Annotated in this window: 14 protein-coding genes; 7 read left to right on the top strand and 7 right to left on the bottom strand. The window is 66.9% G+C overall.

Annotated features, from left to right (window positions below):
* Positions 1-21 precede the first annotated feature (21 nt).
* The 4 genes from IB228_RS18125 to IB228_RS18110 form a co-directional block, all read right to left on the bottom strand.
* Positions 22-1,149 carry a polyamine ABC transporter substrate-binding protein gene (locus tag IB228_RS18125; protein ID WP_192199430.1) on the bottom strand — a complete coding sequence of 376 codons (1,128 nt, stop codon included), beginning with the start codon at positions 1,147-1,149 and terminating at the stop codon, positions 22-24.
* An 88-nt stretch (positions 1,150-1,237) separates the two neighbouring features.
* Positions 1,238-2,602: an aspartate aminotransferase family protein gene (locus IB228_RS18120; RefSeq protein WP_192199429.1), complete on the bottom strand. Its 1,365-nt coding sequence runs from the start codon at positions 2,600-2,602 to the stop codon at positions 1,238-1,240.
* Positions 2,603-3,304: 702 nt separating this feature from the next.
* Positions 3,305-4,696: a glutamine synthetase family protein gene (locus IB228_RS18115; RefSeq protein ID WP_192199428.1), complete on the bottom strand. Its 1,392-nt coding sequence runs from the start codon at positions 4,694-4,696 to the stop codon at positions 3,305-3,307.
* 43 nt (positions 4,697-4,739) lie between these two features.
* The gene (locus tag IB228_RS18110; RefSeq protein ID WP_183637851.1) at positions 4,740-5,519 is read right to left on the bottom strand and encodes a gamma-glutamyl-gamma-aminobutyrate hydrolase family protein; all 780 of its coding nucleotides are present in this window, start codon (positions 5,517-5,519) and stop codon (positions 4,740-4,742) included.
* Positions 5,520-5,728: 209 nt separating this feature from the next.
* Here IB228_RS18110 and IB228_RS18105 point away from each other — a divergent pair, with 209 nt between their 5' ends.
* The 3 genes from IB228_RS18105 (at position 5,729) to IB228_RS18095 (ending at position 8,969) form a co-directional block, all read left to right on the top strand.
* Positions 5,729-7,123: a glutamine synthetase family protein gene (locus tag IB228_RS18105; RefSeq protein ID WP_192199427.1), complete on the top strand. Its 1,395-nt coding sequence runs from the start codon at positions 5,729-5,731 to the stop codon at positions 7,121-7,123.
* Positions 7,120-8,409 carry an FAD-binding oxidoreductase gene (locus IB228_RS18100; protein ID WP_192199426.1) on the top strand — a complete coding sequence of 430 codons (1,290 nt, stop codon included), beginning with the start codon at positions 7,120-7,122 and terminating at the stop codon, positions 8,407-8,409. The genes IB228_RS18105 and IB228_RS18100 overlap by 4 nt, the downstream gene beginning before the upstream one ends.
* Before the next feature lie 98 nt (positions 8,410-8,507).
* The gene (locus IB228_RS18095; protein ID WP_141456210.1) at positions 8,508-8,969 is read left to right on the top strand and encodes a bacteriohemerythrin; all 462 of its coding nucleotides are present in this window, start codon (positions 8,508-8,510) and stop codon (positions 8,967-8,969) included.
* Positions 8,970-9,150: 181 nt separating this feature from the next.
* Here IB228_RS18095 and IB228_RS18090 read toward each other — a convergent pair whose 3' ends face one another.
* Entirely contained in the window at positions 9,151-10,434 is a 1,284-nt protein-coding gene (locus tag IB228_RS18090) for an MFS transporter (RefSeq protein WP_192199425.1), read from the bottom strand.
* A gap of 334 nt (positions 10,435-10,768) precedes the next feature.
* Between IB228_RS18090 and IB228_RS18085 the strand changes: the two genes are divergently transcribed.
* Positions 10,769-11,053: a hypothetical protein gene (locus IB228_RS18085; RefSeq protein ID WP_192199424.1), complete on the top strand. Its 285-nt coding sequence runs from the start codon at positions 10,769-10,771 to the stop codon at positions 11,051-11,053.
* Between the two features lie 402 nt (positions 11,054-11,455).
* Here IB228_RS18085 and IB228_RS18080 read toward each other — a convergent pair whose 3' ends face one another.
* A complete protein-coding gene (locus IB228_RS18080; RefSeq protein WP_192199423.1) occupies positions 11,456-12,958 on the bottom strand; it encodes an aldehyde dehydrogenase in 1,503 nt (500 codons plus the stop codon).
* 59 nt (positions 12,959-13,017) lie between these two features.
* Positions 13,018-13,566 carry a cupin domain-containing protein gene (locus tag IB228_RS18075; RefSeq protein WP_183637868.1) on the bottom strand — a complete coding sequence of 183 codons (549 nt, stop codon included), beginning with the start codon at positions 13,564-13,566 and terminating at the stop codon, positions 13,018-13,020.
* Positions 13,567-14,009: 443 nt separating this feature from the next.
* Here IB228_RS18075 and IB228_RS18070 point away from each other — a divergent pair, with 443 nt between their 5' ends.
* The 3 genes from IB228_RS18070 to IB228_RS18060 all read left to right on the top strand — a co-directional run bounded on the left by IB228_RS18070 (position 14,010) and on the right by IB228_RS18060 (position 18,097).
* Positions 14,010-15,386, top strand: a complete 1,377-nt coding sequence (locus tag IB228_RS18070; protein ID WP_192199422.1) for an aspartate aminotransferase family protein — start codon at positions 14,010-14,012, stop codon at positions 15,384-15,386.
* A gap of 79 nt (positions 15,387-15,465) precedes the next feature.
* On the top strand, positions 15,466-16,581 hold the full coding sequence (gene ald / locus IB228_RS18065; protein WP_183637874.1) for an alanine dehydrogenase: 1,116 nt from the start codon (positions 15,466-15,468) through the stop codon (positions 16,579-16,581).
* 22 nt (positions 16,582-16,603) lie between these two features.
* Complete coding sequence (locus IB228_RS18060) at positions 16,604-18,097, top strand: CoA-acylating methylmalonate-semialdehyde dehydrogenase (RefSeq protein WP_192199421.1); 1,494 nt, start codon at positions 16,604-16,606, stop codon at positions 18,095-18,097.
* Positions 18,098-18,262: the final 165 nt, after the last annotated feature.

Genomic DNA, 18,262 nt, shown 5'->3' with positions numbered 1-18,262 from the left:
GCGAGGCGGCCCTGCTCCGGCTTACTTGCCCGTCTTCAGTTCCGTCCAGATCCGGGTGTACTGGCGGTCCACTTCCGGCGGCAGCACCGCGAAGGTGAACAGCTTGGCGTCGACCTCGGCCGGCGGATAGATGGTCGGATCGTTGGCGATCGACGGCTCGATCATCGGCTTGGACGCCGGCACCGCGTTCGGATAGGTCACGAAATTGGTGTTGGCCGCCGCCACCTTCGGGTCCAGCATGTTGTTGATGAAGGCATAGGCGTTGTCCACGTGCTTGGCATCCTTGGGAATGGCCATCATGTCGAACCACTGCGGCGCGCCTTCCTTCGGAATCGAGTAACCGATGTGCACGCCGTTCTGCGCCTCGTCGGCGCGATCGCGTGCCTGGATGACGTCGCCCGACCAGCCCACCACCAGGCACACGTCGCCGTTGGCCAGGTCGTTGATGTAGGACGAGGAATGGAAGTTGCGGATGTAGGGACGGATGCCCTTCAGCAGCGCCGCGGCCTTGTCGATGACCTTGGGATCGAAGCTGTGCGGATCCTCGCCCAGGTAGTTCAGTGCGATCGGGATCAGCTCGGACGGGGTATCCAGCACGGTCACGCCGCAGTCCTTGAGCTTGGACAGGTTCTCCGGCTTGAACACCAGGTCCCAGCTGCCGGTGACGTCGGTGTTGCCGAACGCGGCCTTGACCTTGTCCTCGTTGTAGCCGATGCCGCTGGTGCCCCACAGGTACGGCACCGCGTACTGGTTGCCCGGATCCTGCAGGGCGATGCGCTCCAGCAACTTGGGATCGACGTTCTTCAGGTTCGGGATCTTCGACTTGTCCAGCGGCAGGAACACGCCGGCCTGGATCTGCCGGCCGAGGAAGCTCAGCGAGGGCACCACCACGTCGTAGCCGCTGGAACCGGCCAGCAGCTTGGTCTCGACCATCTCGTCGCTGTCGAACACGTCATAGGTAACCTTGATCCCGGTCTGCTTCTCGAAGTTCGGGATGGTGTCCTCGGCGATGTAGTCCGACCAGTTGTAGACGTTGACGACCTTCTCGTCGGCCGCCTTGGCCGCCTTCTTTTCCCCGTCCCCGCCGCCGCCACAGGCCGCCAGGGCACCGGCCGCGGCCAGCGCAATCGTCAATGCTCGGAACTTCATGGGGCTTCTCCTGGAAGAAAGGTGATGGCGGACATGATACGCCCCGCCACCCGCCTGGGAACCCGTTGACGGGCCGGCGTTCCCACCGTCAGCGGCCCAGCGCCTGGGCGGTGTCGTCCAACGCCTTCCAGGCCTTGTCGAACAGTTCGTCGACCTGATCGCGGGTGATCACCAGCGGCGGCGACAGCAACATCGCATCCCAGGTGGCGCGCAGGATCAGGCCGCGCTTGAGGGCGAAGTCGCGGCACATCACCCCGACCGAACCGCGATCCGGGAAGAACCCGCGCCTGCCCTTGTCCGGCACCAGTTCCAGCGCCCCGACCAGGCCGGCGATGCGTGCCTGCCCGACCAGCCGGTGTTCGCCCACCTCGGCCCAGCGCTGCGCCAGGTAAGGCGCGATCTCGTTCTTGGCCCGTTCGACGATCTTTTCTTCCTGCAGGATGCGGATGTTCTCCAGCGCCACCGCCGCGCACACCGGATGGCCGGAATAGGTGGCGCCATGCGCCAGCTCGCCGCCCTGCGCCTTGAGCACGTTCGCCACGCGGTCGTTGAACATCGCCGCGCCCAGCGGGATGTAGCCGGAGGTGATGCCCTTGGCCACCGGCATGATGTCCGGCTGGAAACCGAAGTATTGCGAGCCGAACCATTCGCCGGTGCGGCCGAAGCCGCAGATGACCTCGTCGGCGATCAGCAGCACGTCGTACTTGCGGCAGATGCGTTCGATTTCCGGCCAGTAGGTGCGCGGCGGGATGTACACCCCGATGGCGCCCATGATCGGTTCGCCGATGAAGGCGGCGACCCGTTCCGGCCCCAGCTCCAGGATCTTGTCTTCCAGCCGGCGCGCCGCGACCCGACCGTACTCGTCCTCGGACAGCTCGCCGCCGTCGGCGAACCAGAACGGCGGATCGATGTGGTGGATGTCCGGAATCGGCAGCCCGCCCTGCTTGTGCATGCCCTTCATGCCGCCCAGGCTGGCACCGGCCATGGTGGTGCCGTGGTAGCCGTCGTGGCGACCGATGAAGATGTTCTTGCGCGGCTGGTCCTGCACCGCCCAGAAGTGCCGCACCAGCCTCAGGATGGTGTCGTTGGCCTCGGAACCGGAATTGACGAAGAAGGAATGGTTGATGTCGCCAGGCGCCAGTTCGGCCAGCTTGGCCGCCAGTTCGATGGTCGGCTCGGTGGTGCACTGGAAGAAACTGTTGTAGTACGCCAGTTGCGTCATCTGTTTCGACGCGACCTCGCCCAGCTCCTTGCGCCCATAACCGATGTTGACGCACCACAGGCCGGCGAAGGCATCGAGCAGTTGGTTGCCTTCGGCGTCCCATACATAACAGCCCTCGCCGCGGGTAAGGATGCGGGTGCCTTTCTTGGCCAGGGCGGCGTTGTCGTTGAAGGGGTGCAGGTGGTGTTCGGCGTCGAGTTTCTGGAGGGTGCGGATGTCGAGGTGTTCCATGGGGACTCCGGGACGGTGTTCTTGTGGGATCTGCGCTCAGGCGCATGCGGATGGTGAGCGGGCGCTGCCGCGCAGGATTGCTACCGACGATTCGTCATGGCGCGCTCGCCGCGGGGCGTCACTTTCTTTGCTTGTGCAAAGAAAGTAACCAAAGAAAGCACACCCCGGCCTTCGCGCCCCAACGGCTACGCCGTCGGGGTCCGTGTCGCCGGCGGGAATTTTGGGAAGGCACATCCCTGTGCCTGCCCAAAACGCCGCGCGTCGTGCGCGGCGCCCTTCGGGTTTACCCACCGTCGCCACCGCTGCGGAAGGGGCCCCCGGAGCAAAGGCAGGAGCACAAGCAAAGGCGGGCGAATGCGTGAACGCCACCGCTGTTGTCGTTGCTCCTGCTTTTGCTTCCCGGGCCCCCGTTAAGGCGTGGCAAGCGGGCCGGGTCAAACCCGCAGGGCGGCGCACAGGACGTGCGCCGTTTTCGGCAGGGGCAGGATGCCCCTTCCGAAAATTCCCGGAACGATTGCGAACCCTTCGCGAAGCGAAGGGCACGCCGCCAGGGGTGTGTTTCTTTTGGTTACTTTTCTTTGCACAAGCAAAGAAAAGTGACGCCCGCGGCAGCGCGTGCGCCGCAAGCGAACGGGCGCTCCGCCGCGCCAGCGCCCGGACATGCGTTCTACGGCAACCCAAAAAATCTCGCACCATGAACACTCAGACGTTCAACAACAGGAATTCCCGCTCCCACGAACTGATCACGCGGAAGAAGGTCTCGTACTCCTTGCGCTTCACCGACACATACGCCCGCACGAACCGCGGCCCCAGCATCTCCTGCAGCGGCTTGCACGCCTCCAGCCCGTCCAGCGCCTCGCCCAGCGAACGCGGCAGGTCGTAGCCGATTTCCTTGGCGCTGCCGGCGGTCGGCGCGGTCGGCTTGAGCTTCTCGCGGATGCCCAGCAGGCCGCAGGCCAGGGTCGCGGCCATCGCCAGGTAGGGATTGGCATCGGAACCGGCGAAGCGGCTTTCCACCCGCATGTTCTCCGGAGTGTCCATCGGCACGCGCAGGCCGCAGGTACGGTTGTCGTAGCCCCACTGCACGTTGCTGGGCGAGACCTCGCCGAACATCAGCCGGCGGTAGGAATTGACGTTGGGCGCGAAGAACGCCATCGCCATCGGCACGTACTTCTGCAGGCCGGCCAGGTAGTGCCCGAACACCGGACTGAACTTGCCCGGATCCTTGCCGGTGAACACGTTGTGGCCCTTCTTCGCGTCCACCACGCTCTGGTGGATGTGCATCGCGCTGCCGGGCTCGTTCTCCATCGGCTTGGCCAGGAAGGTGGCGTAGACGCCGTGCCGCATCGCCGCCTCGCGCATGGTGCGCTTGAACAGGAACACCTGGTCGGCCAGCGCCATCGCCCCGGCGTGGGTGAAATTGACTTCCAACTGGGCCGCGCCGGATTCGTGGATCAGCGTGTCCACGTCCAGTTCCATCGCCTCGCAATAGTCGTACATCAGGTCGAGGATCGGATCGAACTCGTTGACCGCATCGATCGAGTACGACTGGCGCGCGGTCTCCGGGCGCCCGGAGCGGCCGGCCGGCGGCAGCAGCGGGAAATCCGGGTCGGTGTTCTTCTGCACCAGGAAGAATTCAAGCTCCGGCGCGACCACCGGTCGCAGGCCGGCCTTTTCGTACTCGGCCAGCACCCGCCGCAGCACGTTGCGCGGCGCCAGTTCGTGCGGCTGTCCGGCCTTGGTGTAACAGTCGTGGATGATCTGCGCGGTGGGATCGGCCGCCCACGGCACCATCCGCACCGTGTCCGGATCCGGGCGCAGCATCATGTCCGAGTCCGACGGCGAGGTCAGTTCGTAATAGTCGTCCGGATAATCACCGGTGACAGTGGTGGCGAAAATGCCTTCCGGCAGGCGGGTGCCGTAGTCGTGCGAGAACTTGTCGGCGGGAATGATCTTGCCGCGCGCGTTGCCGGTGATGTCCGGCACCAGGCATTCGACCTCGGTGATGCGGCGTTCCTTCAGCCAGCGCCGCAGCGCGCTCTCTTCGGCCTGCTGCGGCGTGGTCTGTTTTCGGGAGTTCTTTTTCTGGCTCATGGGAATACGGTTCGGAGAGGGGAACGGGAAGGACGCAATCGCTTCACGCCGCGCGGGGCGGCGGGCGTTCCCGCGCGCGCCGTTCGGCGCGCTCCCGGCAGGCGGCTCCGAACGCCTGGAAGATCGACAGGTAGAACGGGTTTTCGGCGACCCGCCATTCCGGATGCCACTGCACGCCGAGCAGGAAACCCGGGCCGGCGTGGCGGAAGGCTTCGATCAGCCCGTCCGGCGCGGTGGCTTCCACGATCAGATCACGGCCGAGCCGGCGCACGCCCTGTCCATGCAGCGAATTGACCTTCACCCGTTCCACGCCGGCCCAGTGCGCCAGCAGGCCGTCCGGCGCCAGCGCGACGTCGTGCGCGGGGCCGTACTGGACGTCGAGCGGATCGTCCGGGCGTTCACGGTGATCCATGAAGCCCGGTTGCTCGTGCACCTTCTGGTACAGGCTGCCGCCCAGGGCGACGTTGACTTCCTGGAAGCCGCGGCAGATCGCCAGCAGCGGCACGCCCATGTCCATCGCCAGCGGAATCAACGCCAGGTTGGTGGCGTCGCGGCGCGGATCCAGCAGGTTGCCTTCGTAGCTGGATTCGTCGCTGTAGTGATGCGGTTCGATGTTGCTGACCGAGCCCGTCAGCAGGATGCCGTCGACGCCGCGCAGGAACTCGCGCAGCGGCAACGCCGGGTCCAGGGTGGGCAGCAGCACCGGCATCGCGCCGGCGCCGTCGACCACCGCGCGGATGTACTTCTCCCCGACCGCGAGGAAGGGATGCGCGCCGATTTGTTTGTGATCGGTCGGCAGGCCGACCAGCGGCTGGCTGGTCATGCAGGGGGCTCGGGATGGCTTGGAGCCACCTTAGCCCGGCCGTTTTATTTTTACAACACAGGGGGCGAATCAGCGCCCGTGCGCCCCGTAATGGTGCGCAGCAGCACCGGTTTCGGGCGTTTTCGGGGTACGAGGCCGCGAGTGTCGTTGAGTATTCTTGACAACACATCTCCTCTGCTAAGCTGCCTCCGGCCTTCCGGAGCGCCTGCATGAACCTCCCTTCCCACCCCGAATCGACTACCGTCCCGGGCCTTCCCGAAGACGACGCCGCCACCCTGCGCGGCATCGACGGCTGCGAACTGATCGACCTCATCCTGCCCGACATGAACGGCCTGCTGCGCGGCAAGCGCATCACCCGCGACGCGCTGGACAAGGTCTACGCCGACGGGGTGTGCCTGCCGATGTCGCTGATCGCCACCGACATCACCGGCAACACGGTGGAGGAGACCGGACTGGGCTACGACATCGGCGACGAGGATCGCATCTGCCGGCCGGTGCCGGGTTCGCTGCGATCCGTGCCATGGGCACCGCGGCCGATGGCGCAACTGCTGCTGGCGATGGAGGACGCGGCCGGCGGCCTGTTCGAGGCCAATCCGCGCGAGGTGCTGCGGCGCGTGCTGGCGCGTTACGCCGCGCGCGGGCTCACGCCGGTGGTGGCGGTGGAACTGGAGTTCTACCTGTTCGAACAGCGCCCGGACGCCGACGGCCGTCCGGTGGCGTCGCGCAATCCGGCCACCGGCGCGCCCAACCGCAGCACGCAGGTCTACTACATGGAAGACCTCAACGATTACCGCGGCTTCACCGACGCGGTCGCCGCCGCCTGCCGCGCCCAGCGCATTCCCGCCGACACCGCCGTCGCCGAATACGCACCGGGCCAGTTCGAGATCAACCTCAAGCACCGCGACGACGCGTTGCTGGCCTGCGACGACGCCATCTACCTGAAGCGCGCGATCAAGGCGATCGCCCAGCAGCAGGGCGCGCTGGCCAGCTTCATGGCCAAGCCGCTGGTCGACCAGGCCGGCAGCGGCATGCACATCCACGTCAGCGTGCTGGATGGCGAGGGCCGCAACGTGTTCGCCTCGCCGGTCGGACAGCCGGCCGACGCACTGCGGCATGCCATCGGCGGCCTGCAGCGCAGCGCCGCCGACTGCCTGCTGCTGTTCGCCCCCAACGCCAACAGCTACCGGCGCTTCGTGCTCAACGCATTCGTGCCGCTCAATACCTGCTGGGGCTACAACAACCGCACCGTCGCCATGCGCATCCCGCACGGCGGCGAGGCCAACACACGGGTCGAACATCGCATCGCCGGCGCCGACGCCAACGTCTACCTGGTCACCGCCGCGGTACTGGCGGGGATGCTGCACGGCATCGAGAACGGCTTCGACCCCGGCCCGCCGATCATCGGCAACGCCTACGAGCAGACCGAGAACCTGACCCCGTTCTGGCGCGACACCATCGACGACTTCCTCGCCAGCGGGTTCGTCGCCGAATGGTTCGGTACGTCGTTCCGGCACATCTACGGCCAGCAGAAGCTCAAGGAGATGCGCAGCTTCAATACCCAGGTCACCGACCTGGAGTACGACTGGTACCTGCGGTCGGTATGAGCCGGCGCGACATCGCCGCCTATCCGCCGTCCTGGTACGCGGCCAGCGCCGCGCCGCTGCCGCCGCAGCCGCGGCTGGAGGGCGAACTGCAGGCCGACGTGTGCATCCTCGGCGCGGGCTATACCGGCCTGTCGGCGGCGCTGGAGCTGGCCGAGGCCGGTTATCGCGTGATCGTGCTGGAAGCCGAGCGGATCGGCTGGGGCGCCAGTGGCCGCAACGGCGGCCAGGCGATCGTCGGCTATGGTTGCGAGCAGGACACCCTGGAACGACTGGTCGGGCGCGCCGACGCGCGCCGCCTGTTCGATTTTTCGCGCGAGGGCATGGCGCTGATGCGGGATCGCATCCATCGCCACGCCATCGCCTGCGACTGGCGCGACGGGCACGCCAGCGTGCCCATCAAACCGCGCCAGGAACAGGCGCTGAAGCGCTGGCAGGCGCACATGGCCGAGCACTATGACTACCCGATGGAATGGTGGGACCGCGAACAACTGCGCGCGCAACTGGCCAGCGATCGCTATCTCGGCGCCATCTACGATCCGCTCAGCGGCCATCTGCATCCGCTCGAATACGCCTTCGGGCTGGCCCGCGCGGCGCTGGCGGCGGGCGTGCGCATCTTCGAGCATTCGCGGGTCGTCCGGCTGGAACGTGGCGCCGCGCCGATACTGCATACCGACGCCGGGCGGGTCCGCTGCGAGTTCGCCGTGCTGGCCGGCAATGCCTGGCTGCGCGGCGTCGCGCCGGAACTGGAATCGCGGATCATGCCGGTCGGCACCTACATCGGCGCCACCGCGCCGCTGGGCGAGGCACGCGCCCGCGCCCTGATCCGCAACGACATGGCGGTGGCGGACGTGAACTGGGCGCTGGACTATTTCCGCCTGAGCCGCGATCACCGCCTGCTGTTCGGCGGCCGCGCCAGCTATTCCACCCTGCCCCCGCCCAACCTGCGCGGGACCATGGCGCGACGGATGCGGCGGGTCTTCCCGCAATTGGCCGATGTCGACATCGAGTACGTCTGGGGCGGCTACGTCGACATCTCGCTCAACCGCGCCCCGCACTGGGGCCGGCTGGCGCCCAATGTCTATTTCGCCCAGGGATTCAGCGGCCACGGGGTGGCGTCCACCGGCCTGGCGGGCAAGGTCATCGCCGACGCCATCCGTGGCCAGGCCGAGCGCCTGGACGCCTTCGCCCGTATCCCGCACCGCCCGTTCCCCGGCGGCCGCCTGCTGCGCACGCCGATGCTGGTGGCGGCGATGGCCTGGTACAAGCTGCGCGATGCGCTCTGGTAGGGATTTCCCGCCGGTTTGATCGGAATCAATGCCCGGTGGACGGGTCCTTCCTAGAGTATTTCCAGGCACGCACACCCCGGCGTGCGGGAAGTACCGACATGGCCCTACTCGTCTGGCAGGACGACCTCAACACCGGCGTGGACGTGATCGACGCCCAGCACCGCCGCATCGTCGAGATGATCAACCGCCTGCACATCGCCAACCGTTCGATGGAGCGGATCGCGGTGGCCGAGGTGATCGAGGAACTGGTCGACTACACCCTCTCCCACTTCGCCTTCGAGGAGGAGCTGATGGAGGAGGCCGGCTATCCGTTCTCGGCCGCGCACAAGCGCGTGCACCAATTGTTCGCCAAACGCGTGGGCGAATACCGGATGCGCTTCGAAGCCGGCGACGACATCGGGGACGAGCTGCGTTCCATGCTCGCCCGCTGGCTGTACAACCACATCCGCAGCGACGACAAGGACTATGCCGACGCGGTGAAGCACCACCTCAACCTGTTCGCCCGCGAGCACCAGGAAGGTGGCTGGCTGGGCCGTACCCTCAAGCGGCTGTTCCGGTGAGGCGGCGCTTGCTCCGCTGACCGGCCAGCGGCTTCGGACGCAGCCCGCCGAGCAAGCTCGGCGCTACACGCCGGCTTCGCTCCGCTGCGCCACCAACACATTCGGACGCATTCCGCCGAGCAAGCTCGGCGCTACACGCTGGCCTCGCTCCGCTGCGCCATGCCCGGCCAAGCCACGCCCCTCAACGAGAACGCGGCATCAGCCAAAGCGCCAGCAGGGTGAGCACCGCGGCACCACACAGGTAATACCCCACGTAGGCCAGGCCGAACTGTTCGGCCAGCTTGGTCGCCACGTAGGGCGCCAGCGACGCGCCGAAGATACCGGCCAGGTTGAAGGCCAGCGACGCGCCGGTATAGCGCACCTCGGTGGGAAACATCTCCGCCAGGATGGTGCCGCACGGGCCGTAGGTCAGGCCCATGATGCCCAGGCCCAGGGCCAGGAACAGCAGTACGCCGCCGGCACTGCCGGAGGAGAACAGCGGCGCGAACGCCAGCCCGAACGCGAAAATCGCGACGCTGGCGAGGATCATCGCCCGCCGCCGTCCGCGTCGGTCCGCATACAGTGCGGCCACCGGAATGCCGATGGCGAAGAACAGCACGCCGACCATCTGCAGCAACAGGAACTGCTCGCGCGAGTAGCCCAACCGCGAGGTGCCCCAGCTCAGCGCGAACACGGTCATCAGGTAGAACAGCACGAAGGTCGCCATCGCCGCGAAGGTACCGGCCAACAGCGCGCGTGGATGCTGCTTCAACACGGTGATCATCGGCAGGCGCACGCGCTCGTCGCGGTCCAGGGTCTTCTGGAAATCCGGTGTCTCGGTGATGCGCAGGCGTACCCACAGGCCGACGATCACCAGCGCCGCGCTGGCCAGGAACGGGATGCGCCAGCCCCAGGCGAGGAACTGCGCGTCGGTCATCAATTCGGTCAGCAGCAGGAAGATGCCGGTCGAGCACAGGAAGCCAATCGGCGCGCCCAGTTGCGGGAACATGCCGTACCAGGCGCGCTTGCCCGGCGGCGCGTTCTCGGTGGCCAGCAGCACCGCGCCGCCCCATTCGCCGCCCAGCCCCAGGCCCTGGCCGAACCGGCACAGCGCCAATAGCAGCGGCGCGAAGATGCCGATGCTTGCGTAGGTCGGCAGCAGTCCGATGGCGACGGTAGACAGGCCCATCGTCAGCAGCGCGGCCACCAGCGTCGCCTTGCGGCCGATCCGGTCCCCGTAGTGGCCGAATATCGCCGAACCGACCGGTCGTGCGAAGAACGCCAGTGCGAAGGTCGCCAGCGATTGCAGCGTCGCCGCCCCGGCGTCGCCCTCGGGGAAGAACAGTTTCGGGAACACCAGGACCGCCGCGGTGGCGTAGATGTAGAAATCGAAGAACTCGATGGTGGTGCCGATGAGGCTGGCAAACAGGACGCGGCGGGGCGAGTTACCCGGCAAGGCGGGATCGGCGACGGCGGTGGCGGTCATGGAGGCGTGGAAGGGGGTGACGGTCCGATTCTGGCAGATCCGGGTGGGGCGCAAAGGCAAATCCCCCTCAATCCCCCTTTTACAAAGGGGGAGGATCTGCGGTTCGATCGGCTTGCCTCTGGCGCAAAAGGCAAATCCTCCCCGGTCCCCTTTGCCGCTTTTGCCCCCTTTGCAAAAAGGGGGCAGGCGTCTGCGAGGCAGGCGACGGGGGAATGACCCGCCATTCGGCGGTTGTGAAGCGCTTGCTCCTGGCGCCATCCCACCGGGCCAGCAACATCCCTTCCCCGCATTCATGCGATCCTCGTCGCGTTCCCCTTCATGCAGGAGCCCGACCATGGATGAGGACCTGGACACCCTTTCGCGCGACGAACTGATCGCCGAAGTACGCCGCCTGCGCGCCGGCATCCGCGAGCACCGCGACAGCACCGGCCACGACCTGTGCTGGCACCATCCGGCGCTGTGGGGCCTGCTGCCTGAGAAAAGCGATCCGCAACCGGACGTCCCCGACTGGCCGCAGTTCCTGCGCGGCTGCATCCGCTACCGGCAATCGCTGGATCGGCAACTGCCCGATGCCCCGCGCACGAATCGCCCGTTCACCCCCGACGATACGGATCGGTAGGAGCGACGTCAGTCGCGACCGTGGTCCCGATGAACGTCCTGTGGGAGCGACGTGAGTCGCGAAAACTCGCAGCGATCCGCAAAGTCTCTCGTATGCGGAACAAAAGCATCGCGACTCACGTCGCTCCCACAGGGAAACATGTTTTTGGCCGTATCAATCCGCCAGATTGATCCAGGTCGCCTTGATCTCGGTGTGCTTGTCGAAGGCGTGCAGCGATTTGTCGCGGCCGTTGCCGGACTGCCCGTAGGAGCGACGTCAGTGTCGCGACCGTGGTCCGAGGAACTTCCTTGTGGGAGCGACGTCAGTCGCGAAACTCGCAGCGATCCGCAAAGTCTCTCGTATGCGGAGCAAAAGCATCGCGACTCACTTCGCTCCCACAGGGAAACATGTTTTTTGGCTGTATCAATCCGCCAGATTGATCCAGGTCGCCTTGATCTCGGTGTACTTGTCGAAGGCGTGCAGCGATTTGTCGCGGCCGTTGCCGGACTGCTTGTAGCCGCCAAACGGTGCGGTCATGTCGCCACCGTCCCAATAGTTCACCCACACGCTGCCGGCGCGCAGCTTGCGGGCGACGCGGTGGGCGCGGGCGATGTCGCGGGTCCAGACGCCGGCGGCCAGGCCGTACTCGGTGTCGTTGGCCATGCGCAGCGCCTGTTCCTCGTTGTCGAAGGCGATCACCGACAGCACCGGGCCGAAGATTTCCTCGCGCGAGATGGTGTGCTCGTGGGCCACGCCGTCGAACACCGTGGGTTCGATGTAGCAGCCGCCGGACACCACCTCGGCGCGCCCGCCGCCCAGCACCAGCCTGGCGCCTTCGGCCACGCCCTTCTCGATATAGCCGAGCACGCGGTTGGTCTGGCTCTCGTCCACCATCGCGCCCATCGGCGCACCGGGGTCCAGCGGATGACGCGGCTGCATCTTCCGTCCCGCCTCGACCACGCGGGCGACGAACTCGTCCTTGATCGCGCGCTCCACCAGCAGGCGCGAGGCGGCGGTGCAGACTTCGCCCTGGTTGTAGAAGATGCCGCCGGCCGCGGCCTCGGCCGCCTTGTCCAGATCCGGCGCGTCGGCGAACACGAGGTTCGGGCTCTTGCCGCCGCACTCCATGTAGGCGCGTTTCATGTTCGACAGGCCGGCGCACTGCAACAGGCGCTTGCCGACCGCGGTGGAGCCGGTGAACACCAGCCCGTCCACGTCCATGTGCAGCGCCAACGGTTCGCCCGCTTCCTTGCCGAAACCGGGCACCACATTGAATACGCCGGCGGGAATGCCCGCCTCCATCGCCAGTTCGGCCAGCCGGATCGCGCTCAGCGGCGATTTTTCCGAAGGCTTCAGCACGATCGAGTTGCCGGTCGCCAGCGCGGGCGCGAATTTCCACGCCGCCATCAGCATCGGGAAATTCCACGGCACGATCGCGCCGACCACGCCCAGCGGCTCGCGGGTCACAAGGCCCAGTTCGTCCGGGCCGGTCGCGGCGATTTCGCCGTACACCTTGTCCAGCGCCTCGCCGGTCCAGCTCACGCAGCGGATCGTCGCGGCCACGTCCACCTGGCGCGCATCGGTGACCGGCTTGCCCATGTCCAGCGACTCCAGCAGCGCCAGTTCATCGCCGTGCGTTTCGATCAGCCGGGCGAATTTCAGCAGCACCTTCTTGCGGTGGGTCGGTTTCGCGTTGGCCCAGGCGCCGGTCTCGAAGCTGCGGCGCGCCGCCGCCACCGCGCGATCGATATCCTCGCTTCCGCCCTCGGCCACCTTCGCCAGCACCCGCCCGTCGATCGGACTGACGCAGTCGAAGGTCTTGCCGCTGGTCGCGTCCACGTAACGGCCGTCGATGAAGGCCTGGCTGCGGATGGACAGACCGGCGGCCATCGCCAGCCAGTCTTCGCGGGTGCGGGGTGCATTCATCGTCGGCTCCTGGGGGAAGGGGGTGCGATACCGTCGCCGCGCGGGCGACGGCGATGGAATCAGAACGTGGCGGGCGTGTTCGCGCTGACGATCACCGCATCGCCCTCGCCCACGTTGCGGAAACGGTGCGGCACCCGGCTCTCGAAGTAGTACGCCTCGCCGGGGCCGAGCACGCGGACCTGGTCGCCGACGGTCACCTCGACCTGTCCGGCGATGATCACCCCGCCCTCTTCGCCGTCGTGGCGCAGCATCGTCTCGCCGGTGTCGGTGCCGGCCGGCATCACCTCGCGCAGGATGCACATCTGCCGCTGCGGGCGGTGCTGCCCGACCAGGAAGTAGTGCACGCCATTGCTGCCCACGTCCGGCAGATCCTCCACGCCGTAGAACGGGTTGTCCGGCAGGCCGGCTTCCAGGTCCAGGGTGAAGAAATCGGCCAGCGAGATCGGAATGCCGTCCAGCACCTTCTTCAGCGAGCTGACCGAGGGGCTGACCTTGTTCTGTTCGATCAGCGAGATGGTGCTGTTGGTGACGCCCACGCGCTTGGCCAGCTCGCGCTGGCTGAGGTGCTTGGATTTGCGGACCAGTTGCAGGCGGGCGCCGATGTCCATTTCCCGTGGGCGTACCGGTGGCGGATGTTGCGGATACTTTACACCTGGTGAGAAGGGCGTCAATTTGATTGGCCGCACGCGCTTTTGCCTTTGCTCCTGCCTTTCGGTCCCCCGTGAAGCCGGCAGGCCGGGCGGGCGAATACCCCGAAGGGGCGGCGCGCAGGACGCGCGCCGTTTCGGGCAGGCACAGGGATGTGCCTTCCCGAAATGCCCGCCTGGACTGCGAACCCGGCCCGCGCAGCGGGTCGGGCGGCGCCTGAGGGGGTGTGCTTTCTTTGGTTACTTTCTTTGCACAAGCAAAGAAAGTGACTCGCGCCCGCAGGCGCGAAAGCCGTTGCCTTTGCTTCAAGGGCTCCCGAACCGCCATCGGGGCTACCAACGGCAGTTGTAAAGTTTATTCAACGCGGTAAGCTGCGGCCCTACCCCCGCAGCCAGGAGCCGCCATGAGCGCCGACGCCCCCTCCTCCTCCCGCGCACTGGCGGATTTCTACGAGACCCAGGCCCTGCAGGCGCCGGAATCGCTCAATGCGTTCTGGATGCCGTTTACCGCCAACAAGCAGTTCAAGGCGGCGCCACGCCTGCTCGCCAGCGCCTCCGGCATGCATTACCGCTCGGTCGATGGCCGCGAGATTCTCGATGCCACTTCGGGTCTGTGGTGCTGCAACGCCGGCCACGCGCGGCCGCGCATCGTCGAGGCGGTGAAGAAGCAGATCGAGACGCTCGATTTCGCGCCCAATTTCTCGATGAGCTCGCCGCTGCCGTTCGTGCTGGCCGAGCGGCTGGCGGAGCTGACGCCGGGCGATCTCAACCATGTCTTCTACACCAACTCCGGATCCGAATCGGTCGACAGCGCACTGAAGATCGCGCTGGCCTACCACCGTGCGCGCGGCGAGGGCCAGCGCACCCGCCTGATCGGCCGCGAGAAGGCCTATCACGGCGTTGGTTTCGGCGGCATCTCGGTCGGCGGCCTGCCGAACAACCGCAAGTGGTTCGGCAGCCTGCTGCCGGGCGTGGATCACCTGCGCCATACGCTGGACCTGGAGCGCAACGCGTTCTCGCGCGGACTGCCGCCGTCCGGCATCGAACTGGCCGAGGATCTGGAGCGGATGGTCGCCTTGCACGACGCCTCCACCATCGCCGCGGTGATCATCGAACCGATCTCCGGCTCGGCCGGGGTGATCATCCCGCCGGATGGCTACCTGCGCCGGATCCGCGAGATCTGCGACAAGTACGGCATCCTGCTGATCTTCGACGAGGTCATCACCGGCTTCGGCCGCCTGGGCCGCGCATTCGGCGCGCAGCGCTTCGACGTCACTCCCGACATCATCACCGCCGCCAAGGGCCTGACCAACGGCTGCGTACCGATGGGCGCGGTGTTCGTCTCGGAGAAGATCCACGACGTATTCACCCACGGTCCGGACAACGCCATCGACCTGTTCCATGGCTATACCTATTCCGGCCATCCGCTGGCCTGCGCCGCCGCGCTGGCGACGCTGGACACCTATGCGGAAGAGAACCTGTTCGAGCGCTCGCTGGAACTGGGCGACTACTGGGAAGACGCCATCCACGGCCTGCGCGGACTGCCCAACATCGCCGACATCCGCAACTTCGGCCTGGTCGGCGCCATCGAGATGGTGCCGCGGGCCGGCGCGCCGGGCGCCCGCGCCTACGACGTGTTCAATCGCGCCTTCCACGAGGGCAACCTGCTGACCCGGGTCACCGGCGACGTCATCGCGCTGTCGCCGCCGCTCATCGCCGAGCGCGGCCACATCGATCGCATCTTCGCCACCCTGGCCGATATCATCCGCACCACTGCCTGATCCCCTGCTCCAGTTCCCGCTTCCCGACCACGCCCCGGCGCTCCCCACGCGCATCCATCCTCACGCAACGGAGAGAAACATGCTGATCGGCGTTCCCAAGGAAATAAAGAACCATGAGTACCGCATCGGCCTGACCCCGGCCGGTGCGCGCGAACTGATCGCCCATGGCCATCAGGTGATGGTGCAGAAGGACGGCGGCAAGGCGATCGGCCTGACCGACGAACAGTATGCGAAAGCGGGAGCGGAAATCGTCTCCGGCGCCGAGGAAATCTTCCGCCGCGCCGACATGATCATCAAGGTCAAGGAGCCGCAGCCGGTGGAGTGCGCAATGCTGCGGTCCGGCCAGGTCCTCTACACCTACCTGCACCTGGCACCGGATCCGGAACAGACCAAGGCGCTGGTCGCGTCCGGCGTCACCGCGATCGCCTACGAGACCGTCACCGACCACCGCGGCGGCCTGCCGCTGCTGGCGCCGATGAGCGAAGTGGCCGGGCGCATGTCGATCCAGGCTGGCGCGCATGCGCTGGAAAAGGCGCAGGGCGGATCCGGCATCCTGCTCGGCGGGGTACCGGGGGTGAAACCGGCGGAAGTGCTGGTCATCGGTGGCGGCGTGGTCGGATTGAACGCCGCGCGCATGGCGATGGGGCTGGGCGCGCACGTGACCATTCTGGATCGCTCCATCGATCGCCTGAAGTACATCGACGAGTTGTACGGCGATCGCCTGACCACCATCTACTCCACCCACGACGCGATCGAGGAGCGCCTGCCGTACACCGACCTGGTGATCGGTGCGGTGCTGATTCCCGGCGCGGCCGCGCCCAAGCTGGTATCGCGCTCGCAGCTGAAGCTGATGCGTCCGGGTTCGGTGCTGGTGGACGTGGCCATCGACCAGGGCGGCTGCTTCGAGACCAGCCATCCCACCACCCACCAGGATCCGACCTACGAAGTGGATGGCGTCATCCACTACTGCGTCGCCAACATGCCCGGCGGCGTCGCCCGCACCTCCACCTTCGCCCTGACCAACGCCACCCTGCCCTTCGCCGTGCAGCTGGCGAACAAGGGCGCGCGGCGCGCGTTGCTGGACGATCCCCACCTGCTCAACGGCCTGAACGTGTACGCCGGCACGGTGACGTACAAGGCGGTGGCCGAGGATCTCGGCTATCCCTATGTGCCGGCGGCGCAGGCGCTGGGCTGATCCGCTTCCCAAGACATCCCCCATGACCGAACTCCTGCACCATTTCATCAACGGACAGCCGGCGGCCGGCACCAGCGGCCGCCACGGCGAGGTCTTCGATCCGGCCAGCGGACAGGTGTCGGCGCACGTGCCGCTGGCATCGGCGGCGGAAGTCGGTGCCGCGGTCCAGGCCGCGCAGGCGGTGTTCCCGGCCTGGAGCGCGGTCACCCCGCTCAACCGCGCGCGGGTGATGTTCCGGTTCAAGGAACTGCTGGAACGCCACGCCGACGAACTGGCGCTGCGCATCACCTACGAACACGGGAAAGTGCTGTCGGACGCGCGCGGCGAAGTGACCCGCGGACTGGAAGTGGTGGAGTTCGCCTGCGGCATTCCGCATCTGCTCAAGGGCGAGCATTCGATGAACGTCGGCCGCGACGTGGATTCCTGGAGCGAGTACGCGCCACTGGGCGTGGTCGCCGGCATCACCCCGTTCAATTTCCCGGCGATGGTGCCGCTGTGGATGTTCCCGGTGGCGCTGGCCTGCGGCAACACCTTCGTACTCAAGCCATCCGAACGGGATCCGTCCGCCTCGCTGATGCTGGCCGAACTGCTGCGCCAGGCCGGCTTGCCGGATGGCGCGTTCAACGTGGTACACGGCGACAAGGAAGCCGTCGATGCGCTGCTGGACGATCCGCGCGTGCAGGCGGTGAGTTTCGTCGGTTCCACCCCCATCGCCGAATACATCTACGCGCGCGGCAGCGCCAACGGCAAGCGGGTACAGGCACTGGGCGGTGCCAAGAACCACATGGTGGTGATGCCCGACGCCGACTTCGATGGCGCCGCTGCCGCCCTGCTGGGTGCCGGCTACGGATCCGCCGGCGAACGCTGCATGGCGATCTCGGTGGCGGTGTGCGTAGGCGATCACACCGCCGATGCGTTGATCGAACGGCTGGCGCCGAAAGTCGCCGCGCTGAAGATTGGCCCGGGCGCCCAGGACACCGAGATGGGGCCGCTGGTCACCGGCGCGCACCGCGACAAGGTGCGCGGCTATGTCGACCTGGGCGTGGCCGAGGGAGCCACGCTGCTGGTGGACGGACGCGGGGTGACGGTGGAAGGCGCCGGCAACGGTTTCTTCCTCGGCGGTTGCCTGTTCGACCACGTCACCCCGGACATGCGCATCTACCGCGAGGAGATCTTCGGTCCGGTGCTGTGCGTGGTGCGGGTGCCGGATCTGGACACCGCGCTGCGGCTGGTCAACGAACACGAGTACGGCAATGGCGTGGCGGTGTTCACCCGTGACGGCGGCGCGGCGCGCGAATTCGCCCACCAGGTGCAGGCCGGCATGGTCGGCATCAACGTGCCGATCCCGGTGCCGATGGCTTTCCACAGCTTCGGCGGCTGGAAGCGCTCGCTGTTCGGCCCGCTGCACGTGCACGGCCCGGACGGCGTGCGCTTCTACACCCGCCTGAAGACCATCACCGCCCGCTGGCCCGAAGAACCCCGCCACGCCGAATTCGTCATGCCGACGATGAAGTGAGTGTCAGTGCTCCTTACCAGCTGATTGTGGGAGCGACGTAAGTCGCGAGCTTTTCGCGATTTTCCCGGCTCCGTCATCGCGACTCACGTCGCTCCCACAAGGGGTACTTTGGCTGGCGTCACGTCTTCATCGCATTGACCCTGGCCGTGACCATTGGCCCGGCCG

Source organism: Pseudoxanthomonas sp. PXM04 (assembly GCF_014851695.1).
Lineage (GTDB): Bacteria > Pseudomonadota > Gammaproteobacteria > Xanthomonadales > Xanthomonadaceae > Pseudoxanthomonas_A > Pseudoxanthomonas_A beigongshangi.
This window is presented reverse-complemented; position numbering and strand designations above follow the sequence as displayed.